The following is an 18151-nucleotide window of genomic DNA, read 5'->3' as shown; positions in this document are numbered from 1 at the left end:
CGTAAACTTACGCTCAATAACTTGAAAACTACTGAGTGCAAAACGAGATTGAATTTTTAAAGCAATTAAAGAATCCTGCTACAAAAGACATAGCGTTTAAAAAGCTTGTCAATCTGTATCAAGAAAGACTGTATTGGCACATTAGAAAAATTGCAACCTCACATGAAGACAGTAATGATATTTTACAGAACACTTTTATAAAAGTATACAAAGCTATTGGTAATTTTAAAGGAGAATCAAAACTCTTTTCCTGGATGTATCGCATTGCAACAAACGAGTCGCTTACATTTTTATCGAAACGATCCAAAGAAAAAAATGTTTCCATTGAAGAGTTCCAAATAGACAAACTACATACATTACAAGAAGATGTATTGTTTGATGGCGATCAAATTCAGTACTTATTACAAAAAGCACTCTTAACATTACCAGACAAACAACGTCTTGTTTTTAATATGAAGTATTTTGACAATTTGAAATACGACGAAATATCTGAAATATTAGACACTTCAGTAGGAGCACTAAAAGCTTCGTATTTTCATGCAGTTAAGAAAATAAAGGAATACTTAGAAAACAATTAAACCTTTTAATCATTAGAGGGTCTAACTATTATGGAAGAAAAAATAAAAATAGAAGAAAAAGAACTTAGAAAACTAGGGATATCGAATCCTGGTTACAAAGTTCCTGATAACTATTTCGACACGTTTTCAGATCAGTTATTTTCGAAAGTAGCTGAGACTGCTATTCCTTCAAACACTGGTTTTACGACTCCAGATAATTATTTCGAAAATTTAGAGAAACAAATTTTTGCGAGTACCATAAATAAAAAACGCAAACAAAAAATTAGAATTTTATATACGCTTTCAACCGTAGCAGCATCACTCCTATTGATTTTCAGTATATTTAACCATACTGATAAAGAGAATGTAACGTTTGATTCTATTACCATTAGCGATGTGCAGGTTTGGATGGAAAACGGCAACTTGTCGCTAGACAGCTACACAATTGCATCCATTGCAACTGATGAAGATTTAGAAGAACTCGAACATTTTAATGTTTCAAATGAAGAAATGGAAGATTACCTTGAAAGTTCTGGAAGCGATTTTCTATATCTTGAAAACTAAAACACATGAAAAAAACAAAACTATTATTTACTTTCATAGTACTGATCGGAACAGTATTTTGTTTCGCACAGAAAAAAGATGGACACCATTACGAAAAAATTAAAACATTAAAGATCAATTACATCTCAGACAAATTAAATTTAACTCCTGAGGAAGCTGAGAAATTTTGGCCAATTTTTAATGAATACGAAAAATTCAACCGAAATTTAAGGTCTTCTGGTATTAGAAGCGTAAAAGCAGAAATAGACAAATATGGTTCTATTGATGCATTACCAGAGGAAATAGCCCTTGAATTATCTCGAATATTTATTAAAATAAATGATAAATTAGCTACAAACAAGAGAAACACCTTTGAAAAACTAGAATCTATATTGAGTCCTAGACAGTTACTAGCACTGAATTTTGCGGAAATAGAATTCAATAAAGAAGTTTTAAGGACGCTCAAAAAAAAACATGGTAAATAGAGCTAAACAATTCATGGAATCAATTACACTACTTATTACAGGCGGAACGTTAGACAAAAAATACAACGAACGAAACGGTCAATTAGAATTTTCAAAATCCCACTGCAAAGAAATCATTGAAAATAACAGAGCTAGCTTAAAGATAAATTATAAAGAATTGATGCTGGTTGATAGTTTAGACATGACACCGGAACAAAGAACGGAAATTGTGGCATCTTGCATCAATGCTACCGATGATAAAATAGTAATCACTCACGGAACAGATACTATGGTAATAACAGCTTCCGAAATCGCGAAACAAAACCTTAGCAAAACAATAGTTCTCACAGGTGCTATGATACCCTTTTCGTTAAAAAAATCTGAAGCTGAATTCAATATTGGAACGGCACTGGCATTTGCTCAAACACTTTCAGTTGGAGTATATATTGCAATGAACGGACAATTTTTTAAATGGGATAATGTTCGAAAAAACCTCGAGCTAGGAAAATTCGAAACATTAGCAAACGCATAAATAGCAAAATACTTTACAGCAATTTTAACAAGCAAAACCTTATGCTTGTCGCTTTTTGCTTATTTTTGTCTAAAATATTTTTGAATTGAAACACCTAATTTCTCTCTACTGCTTACTGTTTGCTTTTTCTATGATGCATGCGCAAGAAAAGAAAATTCAGATTCTAAACGCTGAGCAGACCTATAAAAATCAAGTTAAATATCCTGGCGCAATCGTTTTAAACGGAAATGTAAAAGTTAGTCACAACGGAGCAACATTAGACTGTAGCAAAGCCTTATTTTATCAGAATAAAAATATTCTTCATGCTTATGGTGATGTTTTTGTAAATCAAGGCGATACAATTACCCAAAAAAGTGAATACACCAACTACAACGGTAACACACAGAAAATAATTTCTTGGGGAGATGTCGTGTTAAAAGACCCGAGCATGCGTCTAGAAACTGACACATTACACTTCGATAGGGTCACACAGCAACTCACCTACGATTGTCATGCTAAAATTACTGATGACAACAATGAATTGAATAGTAAAAACGGGATTTATTCTACAACTGAAAAAAAATTTACAGCCACAACAAATGTTGTTGTACACAACCCAGAAAACAAACTAGAATCAAATCATTTAGATTATTACACAGAAACTGGCCATACTTACTTCTACGGACCTTCTACCATCACTACCGAACAAAGCGTCGCAAAAGCGAAAAAAGGGTTTTATGACACAAACCTAGGAATTTCTAGACTCACCGAAGATGCCCAAATATTTTACGGAAACAGAATTATTGAAGGTGATAGTATTTATAGCGATAAAGAAAAAGGATTCGCATCAAGTACCGGAAATATTGTAATGACCGACACCATCAATGAAACCATAATTAAAGGGGGCTATGCTGAATTTTTTAGATTCAAAGACTCTGTTTTCGTTGTAAAAAAAGCCTTAGCAATATCAACTGCAGAAGTAGACTCTCTATTTATCCATGGTGACACGCTCTTGATCACTGGTAAATCTGAAGAAAGAATTATTCGTGCTTACCATCGCGTAAAATTCTTCAAGACAGATCTTAGAGGTAAATGCGATTCATTACATACCAACCAAAAAACTGGAATTACGAAGATGTTTAAGCACCCGGTAATTTGGTCAGGAGAAAATCAGATAACGGGCGATAGCATACATTTAAGTTCGAATCTTGAAACCAACAAACTAGATTCTTTATTTATCAAAAGAAATGCTTTTATCATCCAAAAAGACTCTGCTGGATTTAGTCAAATCAAGGGCAAAAACATGTATGGGAAATTCGTTGACAATCAACTCAGTTCATTACTCACAAAAGGGAACGGTGAAGTGATCAACTATGCACGTGACGAAGACGGTATTTTGATTGCCATTCTAAAGATGATTTGTAGCAATATTTTATTCAACCTAGAAGACAATAGTATTCAAACCATACAGTTTTTAATGAAACCTGAAGGAAAAACCTATCCTCCGCTGGATTTTCCTACAGAATTAAAATTCTTAAAAGGGTTTGTTTGGAGAGAACCTGAAAAGCCATTGACCAAAGAAGATATATTTATTGATGAACCTGTGATTTTAGAAAACAATTACAAGTAAATAGCATGAAAAAGGAGTTTTTAAAATATCAAGCACAAACGACCCCACATCCTCTAGCAATAGAAATAGAAAAAGCGGATGGTTGTTATGTGTATGATACCTCTGGAAAAAAATATTTAGATTTTATTGCAGGAGTCTCAGCGAACACCCTAGGTCACAATCATCCAAAAGTATCGAATGCAATAAAAAAACAAGTAGATGCCTACACACATGTAATGGTCTATGGAGAGTTCATACAAAAACCTTCTTTAGAATTATGCAAACTACTTGCCCAGCAGCTACCTGATTCATTAAGCACTGTGTATTTGACAAATTCAGGGACAGAAGCTACTGAAGGAGCCATGAAATTGGCAAAAAAAGTAACCGGAAGAAGCGAGTTTGTCGCTTGTAATAATGCTTATCACGGAAATACTCAAGGAGCCATGAGTTTATGTGGTGCTGAAGAACAAAACAGCGCATTTAGACCACTGCTACCTGGGGTAAAATTCATTGAATATAGTCACTTACCTGACTTACATAAAATAACGGAGAAAACAGCTGCTGTCGTTATGGAAACGATTCAAGGTGGTGCAGGTTGTATTGTTCCTGAAAACAACTATCTTTTCAAAGTTAAAGAACGATGTCAAAAAGTTGGAGCATTACTAATTCTCGATGAAATTCAATCTGGTATTGGTCGTACAGGAAACTTATTTGGCTTTCAAACGTATAATGTTATCCCTGATATCTTCATCACAGGGAAGGGATTAGGTGGAGGAATGCCGATAGGTGCTTTTGTCTCATCTCAAGAAAATATGACACAATTAAAAGACAATCCAAAACTAGGTCATATCACAACATTTGGAGGTCATCCTGTAGTAGCAGCTGCCGCTCTTTCAACACTTACCGAAGTGATTGACAGCAATTTAATGGCAGAAGTAAAAAGAAAAGAAAACATCCTAAAAGAAAAACTACAACATTCTGAAATAAAAGAAGTTAGAGGTACTGGATTAATGCTTTCCTTGATGCTGGAAAATCCAGAAAAAGCAAGTAAAGTAATCCTAGATTGTATGTCAAATGGATTGCTTTTATTTTGGTTACTTTATGAAGGTTGTGCGGTACGAATTACTCCCCCACTAACCATATCTGACGAGGAGATTATGGCAGGTTGTGACATCATTTTGAATAGCTTAAACAAACTTTAATTAAATGTTAAATACTAAAAATTAATATTCTTATTTGAATATTAATCGTAATATTGCAATGAATAAATACATTAATTATGGGATTGACGAAATCAGAAATTTTTACAGAAGAACAAAATAACATTGCTGCATTGGCAAAAGTTTTAGGTCACCCTGCAAGAATTGCAATACTGCAACATATTATAAAATCAAACAGTTGTATTTGCGGCGATCTAGTACAGGAAATAGGCTTAGCACAACCTACCATTTCTCAACATTTGAAAGAACTAAAAAATTCTGGAATTATTAAGGGAAATATAGAAGGTACAAGTGTTTGTTACTGTATTGATCAAGAAAACTGGTCTCACATCAGCGCTACGTTTGCATCATTCTTCGAATTTTCGTCAAGCGAATCAAACTGTTGTTAAATAATTAAAACATAAAAGTCATGAAATTATCAGAAATCAAAACGCACTTAGGCACCTTAGAACAAATTGCCTTTCAATTACCAAATGGTGAACTCGTACCAGAACACTTCCATGTTACAGAAGTAGGGAAAATATCAAAACACTTTATCGATTGTGGAGGAACGGTAAGAAAAGAAGAAGTTGTAAATTTTCAACTATGGGAAGCCGACGATTATAACCATAGACTACATCCTGAAAAACTTGTGTCTATCATAGAATTATCAGAAAGGCTTTTAGAAATTGGAGATTTAAATATTGAGGTAGAATATCAAGGAACTACTATTGGAAAATATGGACTTAATTTTGATGGAAAAAACTTCCTACTAACAAGTACCTTAACGGATTGCTTGGCAAAAGATAAATGTGGTATTCCTGAAGAGAAACCTAGAGTAAAATTATCAGAATTAATTCAAAACAATGCTAACAGCTGCGCACCAGGTTCTGGTTGCTGCTAAATAGAACTATCATGTTGAACAACTCACAATTCACAAAAATAACAGAGATTGTAGAAGGCTTAGATCCTTCTACAATTTCTTCTGAAAGAAAAGAAGTACTGCTACCTTTAATTGAATACATACAAGAGAAAGTAGCAAATAATCAAATCATTCGCTTGAACTTTATTTGTACTCATAATTCTAGAAGAAGTCATCTTTCACAAGTTTGGGCCCAAGCAATGGCTACTTATTTTAATATTGATCGTGTTTATTCGTATTCTGGTGGTACAGAAGCTACTGCTATGTTTCCTATGGCTGCAAAAACGTTGAGCAATCAAGGATTTCAGATTCAGAAACTATCCGATTCTAACAACCCTGTTTATGCAATTAAGCACGCAGAAAACGAAGCTCCGATTATTGGATTTTCTAAAACCTTTGATTCAGAATTCAATCCTCAATCAAATTTTGCCGCAATTCTCACTTGCTCAAGTGCAGATGAAGGATGCCCATTTATAGCTGGCGCAGAAAAAAGAATACCAATTACATTTGAAGACCCCAAAGCTTTTGACAACACACCACAACAAGCCGAAAAATATTTAGAAAGAAGCATACAAATTGCTACTGAATTGTTTTATGTTTTCAACGAAATAAAAAAATAACCATGTCACAGAAAAAAAAATTAAGTTTCCTAGACAGTAATCTTACCCTGTGGATATTTGCTGCTATGATACTAGGTGTTGGATTAGGCTATTTTATGCCATTTATTCCAGAATCCATCAATTCAATGAGTTCAGGAACAACAAATATCCCAATTGCTATTGGATTAATTTTAATGATGTACCCTCCTTTGGCGAAGGTAAATTACGCCTTATTACCGAAAGTGTTTAAAAACGTAAAAATTCTTTCAGTATCTATAGCATTGAACTGGATTATAGGTCCTGTTTTAATGTTTGTACTTGCAGTTGTATTCTTACATGATTATCCAGAATACATGGTAGGTCTTATTTTGATAGGATTGGCTAGATGTATTGCAATGGTATTGGTTTGGAACGACCTAGCTGAAGGTAGCTCTGAATACGGAGCTGGATTGGTCGCAATAAATAGTATATTTCAGGTATTCGCCTATAGCTTTTATGCATGGTTATTTATTACTGTACTACCACCCTACTTTGGTTTCGAAGGGGCAATCGTAGATATTTCAATAGCTACAATTGCAGAAAGCGTAGCGATTTATTTAGGGATTCCGTTTGTTTTAGGAATTTTGAGTAGAGTGATTCTTGTTCCTTTAAAAGGAGAAACTTGGTATACACAAAAATTCATTCCAACAATCTCACCTCTTACATTGATTTCTTTACTATTTACAATAATCGTAATGTTTAGTTTGAAAGGTGAAATGATTGTGACCATACCAATGGATGTTGTAATCATCGCAGTTCCTTTATTGATCTACTTTGTTTCGATGTTCCTAATAGGATTTTTTGCAACAAAGGCTATGGGAGCAGCATACGATAAAACTACATCTGTCGCCTTTACAGCTTCTGGAAACAATTTTGAATTGGCTATAGCCGTTGCAATTGCAGTTTTTGGCTTAAACTCAGGGCAAGCATTTGCTGGTGTCATTGGTCCTTTGGTAGAAGTACCAGCACTAATTTTATTGGTAAAAGTCTCTTTTTGGTTGAAGAAAAAGTATTTCGTAACCCCTCAAATTGAATAATTATTTATTTTTTCAAAAAAAAATAATAAAAACCCATTAATGCAACAATAAACACTACCTTTGCTACTTTAAAATATATTATAATGAAAAACGGTACAGTAAAGTTTTTTAATGAATCTAAAGGATTTGGATTCATTACAGACACAGATTCAAACGAAGAATTCTTCGTACACATCTCAGGATTAGTTGATGAGATTAGAGAAGGAGACTCAGTTGAGTTTGATTTAAAAGAAGGAAGAAAAGGTATGAATGCAGTAGACGTTAAAGTAATTTAATTAGCTACTCTATATTTTTAATGATTTCAAAAAGCTTGTCTAAACAGACAAGCTTTTTTTATGTCCATATCTAAAGTAATCAAAAAGAATTCAAAATAAATTTTACCTATATTCGTTATGAATAAATCTTACAAAATTCATTATGAAAAGAATTGGCCTATTTATTTTTCTTCTTTTTGTTTGCAGTACAAACGCATTCTCACAAGATTGGCAGCACAATTTTGAAAAAACCAAAACAATAGCAGCTGCTGAAAACAAATCTATAGTACTCGTCTTTAAAGGCTCTGATTGGTGTGCACCTTGCATGAAATTAGATCAAAAAATATTTTCTTCTGACGCATTTAAAAACGGCTATGCTAAACACTTTATCTTGTTGGAAGCCGATTTTCCAAGAAAGAAAAAAAACGCATTAGCTAAAGAACTCAAAGAACAAAACAACCTATTGGCAAGCACTTACAACCAAAATGGTCATTTTCCTTTAGTTGTAGTGCTCGACTCAAAAGGAAATGTTCTAGGAAAAACAGGTTACAATAAATTGAGTCCTCAAGCGTATCTCGATAGTTTAATTGCTTTTACAAAATAAAATGAAACAGTTTTTTTTATTTTGTATCATGGTTTCCTTTATTGGAAGTGCACAAAAAAACCATAAAAAGTCAATGACTTTGATGGGTTGTAGTTTTGATATAACTGTAGTGGCAAATTCAACAACAGACGCCGATTTAGCTATTGATTTAGCAGTTGAAGAAATTAAAAGAATAGAAAAAATGATTTCCTCATGGGATGCTTCATCTGAAACATCAAAAATCAATAAAAATGCGGGAATTCAGCCCGTTGTGGTATCCATAGAGCTGTACAATTTAATCAAAAGATCTCTTTCTCTATCAAAATTGACAGATGGTGCTTTTGATATTAGTTATGCTTCCATGGATAAAATTTGGAAATTTGATGGTTCAATGAAAAAAATGCCGACGAGCGAAGCTATCCTCAAATCGGTTGAAAAAGTAGGCTATAAAAATATTATTTTAAACCCGGCAATTCATAGTGTATTTTTAAAAAACAAAGGAATGAAGATTGGTTTTGGAGCTATCGGAAAAGGCTATGCGGCAGACAAAGCAAAAGATTTATTGCGTTCTAAAGGGATTTCTGGCGGAATTATCAATGCTTCTGGTGATTTAAACGCTTGGGGTACTCAAGCCAATGGAAAAGAGTGGTTAGTCGCCATTACAAACCCTTTGAATAAGAAAAAAGTGTTTTCATGGATGCCTGTAAAAAATGCTGCAGTTGTAACTTCAGGAAACTATGAAAACTATGTCGAATTTGACAACAAAAAATACACACATATTATTGATCCACGCTCTGGGTATCCTTGTTTTGGTATACAAAGCGTTACCATTTTCACTTCAAATGCCGAAATAGCAGATGCTTTATCTACCTCGGTATTTGTCATGGGAATTGATGTTGGTTTGCATTTTATCAACCAATTAAAAAAAGTTGAATGTGTTATCATAGATAGCGAAAACCAAATTCATAAATCTAATAACATTTCTTTTGATCAAGTAAAATAACCGTTATGAAACCTATAATTCTACTCACCTTTACCTTATTTGTTTTCAGTTCTTGTACTGTCGTGAAAGAATATGAAAAGATCAACCTAAATGACCCAGACATGGAGTTATCTTCAAAATCTATTGATAGATACGAAACCAATTTTCAAGTATATAGAGAAGGTGCATCAGGTGCAAATGGCGGTAAATCAGGAGGTGGTTGTGGATGTAATTAAGATGCTATGAGAAAAAACAAATTCACATACCTTTTCTGTTTTTTGATTTTTGGATTGGCAAATGCACAAACTGAAAATGCAGAAGATATACAATACAAAAAAAGAGTACTAGAAGCTACAGAAGTTTCATTTCTAGCAAGTTATTACTCACAAGACGGAGATAACGCTTCTGTAACCGGTGGTATCGGTACAGAAGAGCTCACCGACTTTGCACCTAGCATTGTAATTTCTATGCCTTTAAACGAAGACGATGTACTTACGGTAGATGTAGGTATCTCAACTTATACAAGTGCTTCTTCAAGTAACTTAGATCCGTTTGATGCATCAGGAGCCTCGGGAGGAGATGACGATGATGATGACGACGATGATGACACTATACTAGATCCAACAAGCGTAAGAGGTAGTCCTTGGGTCGCTTCCTCTGGACCATCAAGACAAGACACTTGGGTATCAGTATCGAGTGCATATAGTCATAGTTCGGATGACAGAAATACAATTACTGGCTTTCATGCCAGCTTTGCCACTGAATGGGATTATATCTCGTTTGGGTTTGGTGGCCAATTGACCAAATTATACAACAACAAAAATACAGAAGTCGGAATCAGTGCTCAGGTATATCTAGATACATGGCTGCCGGAATACCCAACCGAACTAGATAGTTACTTGGAAGCCGGTAAAGATTTAAATGGAGGCTTTTTCGCAGGACTTCCAATATACAACCAATCTGGCGTTGAAATAGCTAAAGATGGAGATCCAAATACAAATTGGGATACAAACTTTACTCGAATACAAAACAAAGCAAGAAATAGCTACTCTGCTTCTTTAAATTTTTCTCAAATCATCAGCAGAAATGCACAGTTTTCTATTACGATGGATATCGTACAGCAACAAGGATGGTTATCAAATCCAATGCAACGTGTATATTTTAAAGACAAAGCAAACTATTACGTCGGAAACAAAGACAATATTCTAAATTATACATCTAAGACAAATACTGATGTTTTTCAGTTGGCCGATGATATTGAAAAGTTACCTAGCACACGTTTCAAAATACCAATCGGTGCACGATTCAATTATTATATCAACGAAACATTTGTATTACGAACCTATTACCGATTTTACACAGACGACTGGGGTGTAAGTTCAAACACAGCACATATTGAAATTCCAATAAAAATATTCAGTAAGTTCACCCTATACCCTACGTATCGATATTACACACAAACTGCTGCTGACTATTTTGCTCCCTATGAAACACACCAATCCACGCAACTATATTACACTTCAGATTTTGATTTATCTCAATTCGTCGCAACGCAATACGGCCTTGGATTCAACTATACTGATGTATTCACAGAAGCAAAGATTTGGAGATTCGGTTTGAAAAGTCTCGATTTTAAATACAATTATTACGAAAGAAACACTGGACTACATGCAAACTTATTTTCTTTTGGATGCAAGTTTGTAATGGACTAAATCTATAAATTTATGCAAAAAATCAATTACCTATTATTCTTGTTATGCATGCCCTTATTGGGCTACTCTCAAACAGAATTAGCTTCGTTTTTTAGTGATCATATGGTCTTGCAACAGAATGAAAATGTTTCAATTTGGGGGACTGAAAATCCAAAGAAAAAAATCACTATCACTTCTAGTTGGGGAGAAACAGTATCAACCAAAACCGACAAAAATGGAGAATGGAACGTCAAATTAAAAACTCCTGCTGCTGGAGGACCGTATTCGATTGAAATTAACGGATCAGAGACCCTGCTTTTAAATGATGTGATGATTGGTGAAGTTTGGCTCTGCTCTGGACAATCAAACATGGAGATGCCTGTGAAGGGATTTAAAAACCAACCTGTTAATGGTAGTCAAGATGCCATACTTAATGGTAATAACAAGAACATTCGTGTTTTTAGCGTTGCGAGAAATCAAAGTTTAAAACCTATCAAAAACGTAGAAGGTAATTGGAAAGTAGCTAGCTCTAAAACCGTTGGTGATTTTAGTGCTACAGCCTATTTTTTCGGAAATCAAATTCAACAAACAATCAATGTACCCGTGGGATTAATTGTTACGTCATGGGGAGGCTCAAGAGCCGAAGCCTGGACAGATGAAGCTACATTAAAAGCATTCAAGTCAGCAAAAATCCCAACCGAAATTCCAGAAAAATCCATACAGCACACTCCTACACTACTCTACAATGCAATGCTGCACCCCATTGTCGGATACACCCTAAAAGGGGCTATATGGTACCAAGGAGAATCAAATAAAAACCAGGCATCAGAATACCAAGATTTAATTACTTCCATGGTTACCTCATGGAGAAAGCAATGGAATCAAGGAGATTTTCCTTTTTACTTTGTGCAAATCGCGCCTTATATCTATAATAAAAATGTGAATTCTGCTTTCTTGCGAGAAGCACAATTACACACCTTGAATAGCTTAAAAAATTCAGGAATGGCAGTTACATTAGACATTGGAAACAAAACCTACATACACCCTGCTGAAAAGAAAAAAGTCGGAGAAAGACTTGCGTATTGGGCCTTAGCCAAAGACTATAATGTACCTGGTATAGAATATTCAGGTCCTGTTTTTGACACCATGAACATCGATGGAGCAATTGCAACAATTACTTTTAAAAACACTCCAAACGGAATATCTTCTTTTGGAAAAGAAGTGACTGGATTTGAAGTCGCTGGAGATGATAAAATATTTCATCCTGCTAAAGCAACAATCATTCGTAAAGGATACACAAATGGAGCTGTAACAATAGAATCTGAAAAAGTCAAAAACCCTGTTGCTGTTCGTTATAATTTCAAGAATTTTGTTGAAGCTAGTATTTTTAGTACTGCAGAACTACCAGCTTCTTCGTTTAGAACTGATAACTGGAGTGAATAATAATTACAAGCAGTAAAATAAAAGCGTTTTTAGAGATCTTTTTCTAAAACGCTTTTTTTATTTTTGGTCTATGAAAAATTTTATCAACAACATACCAAAGGCAGAACTACACCTGCATATTGAAGGTACTTTTGAACCTGAATTAATGTTCGAAATTGCTAAAAGAAATCAAATTGAAATTCCTTTTTCTTCAATAGAAGAAATAAAAGCGGCTTATGAATTCGATTGCTTGCAAGATTTTTTAGATATTTATTATCAAGGTGCCAATGTATTGATAAAAGAAAAAGACTTTTACGACCTAACGTATAGTTATTTAGAAAAATGTGCTGTTCAAAATGTGCGTCATACAGAAATCATGTTTGACCCTCAGACGCATACCGATAGAGGTATTTCTTTTGAAACGGTGATCCTTGGAATTTCAAATGCCATGAAAGATGCCAAAGAAAACCTAAATGTATCGTCTTTACTTATTATGAGTTATCTCAGACATTTAAGTGAAGCGGCAGCATTTAAAACATTGGAAGCTTCTCTCCCATTCAAGCATTTGATCACGGCTGTTGGTTTGGATTCCTCTGAAAAAGGAAATCCGCCTTCAAAATTTAAAAATGTATTTAAAGCTTCTATTCAAGAAGGTTATATACCCTTAGCGCATGCAGGAGAAGAAGGAAATGCTGATTATGTATGGGAAGCAATCGATATACTTGGTATCAAAAGAATAGACCACGGAAACAACTCTTTGCAAGACCCAAAATTAGTGGAAGCAATCGTTTCACGTGATCTAGCTCTTACAGTATGTCCTTTGTCTAATACAGCCTTACAAGTAGTAGATGATTTAAAAAACCATCCTTTGAAAGAAATGATGGAATTAGGGTTAAAGGTAACCGTTAACTCAGATGACCCTGCGTATTTTGGAGGGCAAATCAATAAGAATTTCAGTGCTATTCAAAATGCATTAACACTCTCGAAAGAAGAAATCTACCAGCTTTGTAAAAACTCTTTTGAATATTCTTTACTTGACAAAGACTCAAAAGAAAAACATTTGACAGAATTGACCTCTTTTTACAATACTAATAGATAGTAAATATGATCCTAGACAAAATTTCTAACGCGACATTATACAACGGCTTACACCCAGATTTCGAAAAAGTGTTTCGTTTTATCAAAGAAAATGACTTAGCTACAATCGAACTCGGAAAGCATAGTATTGACGATGACCAAGTATTTGTTGTTGTGATGGAATACGACACTCAAACAACTGAAGAGTGCAAGGCTGAGACACATAAAAAATATATCGATATTCAATACATGATTGAGGGAGCAGAACATATTGGAGTAAAATTACTTCACGATGAAATTCCAACCACACCTTATAACCAAGAAGGTGACTTTATGTTTTATACCTTAGAAAATCTGCCTACTATACAGCTACACAAAGAGCATTTTGCAATATTTTATCCAGACGATATACACAAAACAATGATTCAAATAGAATCACCTAAAAGGTTAAGAAAAGCAGTTTTTAAAATCCGAAAATAGCAGTTCTTATCTTTGTTTTTTAAGAAAGGCAACTGTCTCATCAACTAGTTTTTCTCGCACATCTTGCAGTGATTTGCTGTATGAAAAAAACATAATCTGATCTTCACTAAAAACATCAAACTCTAAAACGGGTTCATGTGTGGCAACATCGAATATCTTTATTTTGGCTTCGAGCCGAATAAACTCTGATGAAGTTGAATTGTTATTTACAGACATATTATTTACAGACATATTATTTGGATCTCCTAAATTATTGTTAGTAACTGTCAGTCGTTGTTTCAATTGAAAATCATCTATACAAATCAAATAATCAGTTTTACATTCATCAAATAATGACTGGATCTTTAAATAACTTTTTTTAGAAGTCATGGTATTGATATGATTCCAGTCTGAAGAGAAATCTACAATCGCTTCAGAAAAAACTCCCGTTGCTCCAAGTTGATGTGCCATATCATCTGCCAAACGATGAGAAAACTCTAATTTATTTTGGAAATTTTTATGAAATGTCTTTTCATAACTTTGAATAAAAACCCTATCCAAACCTACAACAGTAGTTGATTTTTTTTGAATCTGTTTTAAACTTTGATGACTTGTTATATTATTAACATATTGCGGAGTAACACAAGACGTGATTACAAATAGGCATAACACCCAACTTAAAATGTATATTTTTTTCATAGCAACTAATAAATATTTAAGACCCTGAATACGTTACATAGTTTCTAGGCGTCTCATACAAGGTTACACGAACCTCTAAATCACTCTTTATGTGAGCTCTTAATATGTTCCAAATAACAATCGCAATATTTTCAGCTGTTGGATTCAAACTTTTGAACTCTTCAACTTCAATATTTAAATTTTTATGATCTAATTTTTCTTCGATTTCTGATGAAATCAATCTTCTTAGAATTTTCATATCCATTACAAACCCTGTTTCTGGATCTACTTCTCCCTTTACTGCAACAACAAGTTCGTAATTATGTCCGTGATAGTTAGGGTTGCTACATTTACCAAAAACACTTTTGTTCTTCTCATCATCCCACTTAGGATTGAACAACCTATGTGCGGCATTAAAGTGAGCCTTTCTGTGTACCGTTACTTTCATAAAACTTGAAAACTATTTATTCTTTTGGGCACGTGACAAAACAATGTTTCCTAAAAGTACATATCCTATGGAAAACAGAATTAAATAGCTAATCCAAAATTTTTTTCCAACTATCATTTCGGCAACAGGTATACCTTCTTTATTGAACAATACGTTTGCCAGCATACTAAATGTACTAAAGACAATCGCTATGAATAACTTGTATTTTATTTTTTTCATTTTATAAACTCGTAGAATTTCTCAAAAATTATTTTAAACCAAGCGGTATAAATTTCAGGCTTTGCTGCAATATCAGCTTTGATAGCTTCTGGCGTCATCCATTTATAAGATTCCACTTCTTCTTTGTTGATATAAGGCTCTCCATTGTAATGCCCTAACAAAACATGATCCAATTCATGTTCGGTTAAACCATTGTCAAAAGGAGCTTTGTAGATAAAAGAAAACGCTTCTTTCAACTCTGTTACAAAACCCATTTCTTCTTGCAAACGCCTCTTCCCTGCTTCTAAATTAGTCTCTCCATCACGTTGATGACTGCAACAAGTATTTGCCCATAACAACGGTGAATGGTATTTGTCTGCTGCACGTTGCTGCAACATAATCTCACCTTTATCATTTTGTACAAACACTGAAAACGCACGGTGCAACAATGCCTTTTCATGTGCTTCCATTTTCCCCATCAATCCTACTTTTTGGTCATTAGTATCGACCAATATCACTTGTTCTTCTATCATGTATTCTTTATCTCGTCAATCTAATCTTTTGATTGATTTTTATTTATTGTCAGTTACCAAACGAAAACCTTCGCCGTGAATATTAATAATCTCTACAGCAGCGTCTTCCTTCAAATATTTTCTAAGTTTTGCGATGTACACATCCATACTTCGAGAAGTAAAGTAATTGTCATCTCTCCATATTTTTGTCAATGCCAATTCACGAGGCATCAAATCATTTTTATACAATGCCAACATTTTTAGTAGTTTGTTTTCTTTAGGAGAAAGCTTAATAGGATCATTTCCATCAAAAGAAAGCTGTCTTAACTTCGAGTTAAAGAAGAATTTCCCTATCTCAAACTCAAACATCTCATCTTCAGCACTTTTATCAGTATCCTTACGCTGCAAAATTGCGTTGATCTTGTACAATAAAACTTCAGAATCGAACGGTTTATTTAAATAATCGTCTGCTCCTACTTGATATCCTTTTAAGATATCTTCTTTCATCGTTTTTGCAGTTAAGAAGATAATCGGAATTTCTTTATTCGTTTTTCGGATATCTTCTGCTAATGAAAAACCATCCTTCCTCGGCATCATTACATCCAAAATACACAAATCGTATTCGTTGTTTTTAAACTCAATAAGACCTTCTAAACCATCCTTTGCATGGGTTACATCGTAATTACTGATCGATAAATAATCTTTTAAAACAATCCCAAAATTAGGATCATCTTCTACTAATAAAATTTTCTTATTGCTCATAATTTTATTTTTTTAAGATACCAAAGGCAAAACTACTGTAAATGTACTTCCTTTTCCTTTTTCACTGGTTACATAAACTTTACCTTGGTGGTTTTCTACAATTTCTTTTACATAAGCCAAACCTAAACCATGTCCTTTTACATCGTGCACGTTTCCAACGTGTTCTCTATAAAACTTCTCAAAAGCTTGCTTCTGAGCAGATTTACTCATACCAATACCGTTGTCTTTAATTTCTATGGTTAAATACTTGACTGTGTTCTTTATAAAAATATCTATTTTAGGTGAATTTTCAGAATATTTGATCGCATTTTCTATAATATTCACAAAAACATTTGTAAGATGAGATTCATTACCCAACCCTTCTGATTTGGTATGGGAATCATGCAGTATAAGGTCACCATTCTTATCTTTTAGCAACAATCCTGTATGAGAAATAGCATCTTCTAAAATTTCAAAGTAATCTACAGCTATTTTTTCAATTTGAATCTGTTTTTTCTCTAATTTAGAGATACGCAAAACATTTTCTACTTGAGCATGCATTCTTTTGTTTTCTTCTTTGATCATTGAAACATATTTCATCACTTTATCATTGTCATTGATAATCACAGGGTTTTTGATCGCATCTAACGCCAAATTAATGGTAGCGATAGGCGTTTTAAACTCATGTGTCATATTGTTGATGAAATCGGTTTTAATCATCGATATTTTCTTTTGTTTTGCCATCTGATACAACGAACTGGCAAATGCCAACATAATAATTATCGTAAAGAAGATTGACAATAAAAGCATACCTCCAATATCAGAAAACAAATAATGTTCTTTTTTAGGAAAAGTTACAAGCAATGTATAATTATTACCATCTCTATCTTTTGTAAAAAGAGGTGCTGAATATGTATTATCACCAGCTATTTTAAATCTTTTCGTTTTGATTGATGTTATTTGCTCGTCATCAAATACTGCAAAATCATATCCTAAATCAATTCCAAGATCGCTCAGTTCTTTCGAAAAAGTTTCTTTTATTGAGGCTTCAGATACTCGCGTGGCAATGGGTTTGACTTTATTGTGATAGGTATCTTCTAAGGTCATTTTTTCAATCTCAGATAGACTGTTGAAAAAAGTAAAACGTTCTACTGCATTCACCTTAGACAACTCTGTGTTATCGGTTAGATTTTTTACTTTATACACATCGTTTTTACTTGAAACCGACGAAATTAATATTGAGTCATTCTTAAAAAAGTTGTTCAAACCTTTGTAGGTAGTATTCTCGTAAATTCCGCTCGATGAAAAACGAAATGTTTCATTCGTCGAAGTGTTGATTTGTTCGTATACGAATTTTGTAAAATCAGCTTGTTTTGCAAATTCTCTGTTTTGAAAAAAATCCATGAACTGTACCGTAAAATCAACAAAATCCTTTTTGTACAATCTTTCGTTCGTTTTCGCTAAGGCATAATTGACATCATGAGAAAATTGTTTTTTTCGAATATCGATAGCATTACCAATCCAAAACACTTGAACTGTAATAATTCCGACCAACGAAATACTCATTAGAATGATAATAAGTACAAACATTTTTTTTCTCATAATTCAAAAATAGTTTTTTCTTGA

General features: G+C 33.7%; 23 protein-coding genes. 18 read left to right on the top strand and 5 right to left on the bottom strand.

Translation table 11 applies throughout. The features are described 5' to 3' along the window. Positions 1-35 precede the first annotated feature (35 nt). The 18 genes from F6P99_RS06155 (at position 36) to F6P99_RS06070 (ending at position 13969) form a co-directional block, all read left to right on the top strand. Positions 36-578, top strand: coding sequence for an RNA polymerase sigma factor (locus F6P99_RS06155; RefSeq protein ID WP_152286585.1), 543 nt, complete (start codon positions 36-38; stop codon positions 576-578). A 30-nt stretch (positions 579-608) separates the two neighbouring features. Further along, entirely contained in the window at positions 609-1121 is a 513-nt protein-coding gene (locus tag F6P99_RS06150; protein WP_152286584.1) for a hypothetical protein, read from the top strand. Positions 1122-1126: 5 nt separating this feature from the next. Further along, positions 1127-1585: a hypothetical protein gene (locus F6P99_RS06145; RefSeq protein WP_152286583.1), complete on the top strand. Its 459-nt coding sequence runs from the start codon at positions 1127-1129 to the stop codon at positions 1583-1585. Between the two features lie 13 nt (positions 1586-1598). Continuing rightward, the gene (locus F6P99_RS06140) at positions 1599-2096 is read left to right on the top strand and encodes an asparaginase domain-containing protein (RefSeq protein WP_152286582.1); all 498 of its coding nucleotides are present in this window, start codon (positions 1599-1601) and stop codon (positions 2094-2096) included. 85 nt (positions 2097-2181) lie between these two features. Then, entirely contained in the window at positions 2182-3705 is a 1524-nt protein-coding gene (locus F6P99_RS06135; protein WP_152286581.1) for an OstA-like protein, read from the top strand. Positions 3706-3710: 5 nt separating this feature from the next. Continuing rightward, a complete protein-coding gene (locus F6P99_RS06130; protein WP_152286580.1) occupies positions 3711-4886 on the top strand; it encodes an aspartate aminotransferase family protein in 1176 nt (391 codons plus the stop codon). A gap of 77 nt (positions 4887-4963) precedes the next feature. After that, complete coding sequence (locus tag F6P99_RS06125) at positions 4964-5293, top strand: ArsR/SmtB family transcription factor (protein WP_152286579.1); 330 nt, start codon at positions 4964-4966, stop codon at positions 5291-5293. Between the two features lie 20 nt (positions 5294-5313). Then, complete coding sequence (locus F6P99_RS06120; protein ID WP_152286578.1) at positions 5314-5787, top strand: DUF6428 family protein; 474 nt, start codon at positions 5314-5316, stop codon at positions 5785-5787. Positions 5788-5798: 11 nt separating this feature from the next. Continuing rightward, on the top strand, positions 5799-6425 hold the full coding sequence (locus F6P99_RS06115; RefSeq protein ID WP_152286577.1) for an arsenate-mycothiol transferase ArsC: 627 nt from the start codon (positions 5799-5801) through the stop codon (positions 6423-6425). Positions 6426-6427: 2 nt separating this feature from the next. Then, on the top strand, positions 6428-7480 hold the full coding sequence (gene arsB / locus F6P99_RS06110; RefSeq protein ID WP_152286576.1) for an ACR3 family arsenite efflux transporter: 1053 nt from the start codon (positions 6428-6430) through the stop codon (positions 7478-7480). Between the two features lie 83 nt (positions 7481-7563). Next, positions 7564-7755, top strand: coding sequence for a cold-shock protein (locus F6P99_RS06105; protein ID WP_152286575.1), 192 nt, complete (start codon positions 7564-7566; stop codon positions 7753-7755). 142 nt (positions 7756-7897) lie between these two features. Beyond that, positions 7898-8338 (top strand): thioredoxin family protein, encoded by a 441-nt coding sequence (locus F6P99_RS06100; protein WP_152286574.1) that lies wholly within the window; start codon positions 7898-7900, stop codon positions 8336-8338. Position 8339: 1 nt separating this feature from the next. Then, on the top strand, positions 8340-9320 hold the full coding sequence (locus F6P99_RS06095; protein ID WP_152286573.1) for an FAD:protein FMN transferase: 981 nt from the start codon (positions 8340-8342) through the stop codon (positions 9318-9320). 5 nt (positions 9321-9325) lie between these two features. Then, entirely contained in the window at positions 9326-9535 is a 210-nt protein-coding gene (locus F6P99_RS06090; RefSeq protein ID WP_152286572.1) for a DUF4266 domain-containing protein, read from the top strand. A gap of 6 nt (positions 9536-9541) precedes the next feature. Further along, complete coding sequence (locus F6P99_RS06085) at positions 9542-11011, top strand: DUF3570 domain-containing protein (protein WP_152286571.1); 1470 nt, start codon at positions 9542-9544, stop codon at positions 11009-11011. A gap of 12 nt (positions 11012-11023) precedes the next feature. After that, complete coding sequence (locus F6P99_RS06080; RefSeq protein ID WP_152286570.1) at positions 11024-12433, top strand: sialate O-acetylesterase; 1410 nt, start codon at positions 11024-11026, stop codon at positions 12431-12433. 70 nt (positions 12434-12503) lie between these two features. Then, the gene (locus F6P99_RS06075) at positions 12504-13511 is read left to right on the top strand and encodes an adenosine deaminase (protein ID WP_152286569.1); all 1008 of its coding nucleotides are present in this window, start codon (positions 12504-12506) and stop codon (positions 13509-13511) included. A 5-nt stretch (positions 13512-13516) separates the two neighbouring features. After that, positions 13517-13969, top strand: coding sequence for a YhcH/YjgK/YiaL family protein (locus F6P99_RS06070; RefSeq protein WP_152286568.1), 453 nt, complete (start codon positions 13517-13519; stop codon positions 13967-13969). A gap of 6 nt (positions 13970-13975) precedes the next feature. On the opposite strand, the gene F6P99_RS06065 is transcribed toward F6P99_RS06070, so the two are convergent. From F6P99_RS06065 to F6P99_RS06045, 5 genes are all read right to left on the bottom strand, one after another. Further along, entirely contained in the window at positions 13976-14647 is a 672-nt protein-coding gene (locus F6P99_RS06065; protein WP_152286567.1) for a hypothetical protein, read from the bottom strand. A gap of 16 nt (positions 14648-14663) precedes the next feature. Beyond that, positions 14664-15074, bottom strand: a complete 411-nt coding sequence (locus tag F6P99_RS06060) for a 6-pyruvoyl trahydropterin synthase family protein (protein WP_152286566.1) — start codon at positions 15072-15074, stop codon at positions 14664-14666. 215 nt (positions 15075-15289) lie between these two features. Beyond that, positions 15290-15805, bottom strand: coding sequence for an isopentenyl-diphosphate Delta-isomerase (idi, locus tag F6P99_RS06055; RefSeq protein ID WP_152286565.1), 516 nt, complete (start codon positions 15803-15805; stop codon positions 15290-15292). A gap of 39 nt (positions 15806-15844) precedes the next feature. Continuing rightward, complete coding sequence (locus tag F6P99_RS06050) at positions 15845-16546, bottom strand: response regulator transcription factor (RefSeq protein WP_152286564.1); 702 nt, start codon at positions 16544-16546, stop codon at positions 15845-15847. A 12-nt stretch (positions 16547-16558) separates the two neighbouring features. After that, complete coding sequence (locus F6P99_RS06045) at positions 16559-18127, bottom strand: sensor histidine kinase (protein WP_152286563.1); 1569 nt, start codon at positions 18125-18127, stop codon at positions 16559-16561. Positions 18128-18151: the final 24 nt, after the last annotated feature.

Source organism: Flavicella marina (assembly GCF_009193215.1).
Classification (GTDB): Bacteria; Bacteroidota; Bacteroidia; order Flavobacteriales; family Flavobacteriaceae; genus Flavicella; species Flavicella marina.
Note: the sequence above shows the minus strand (reverse complement) of the source record. Positions and strands in the feature narration are given on the sequence as shown.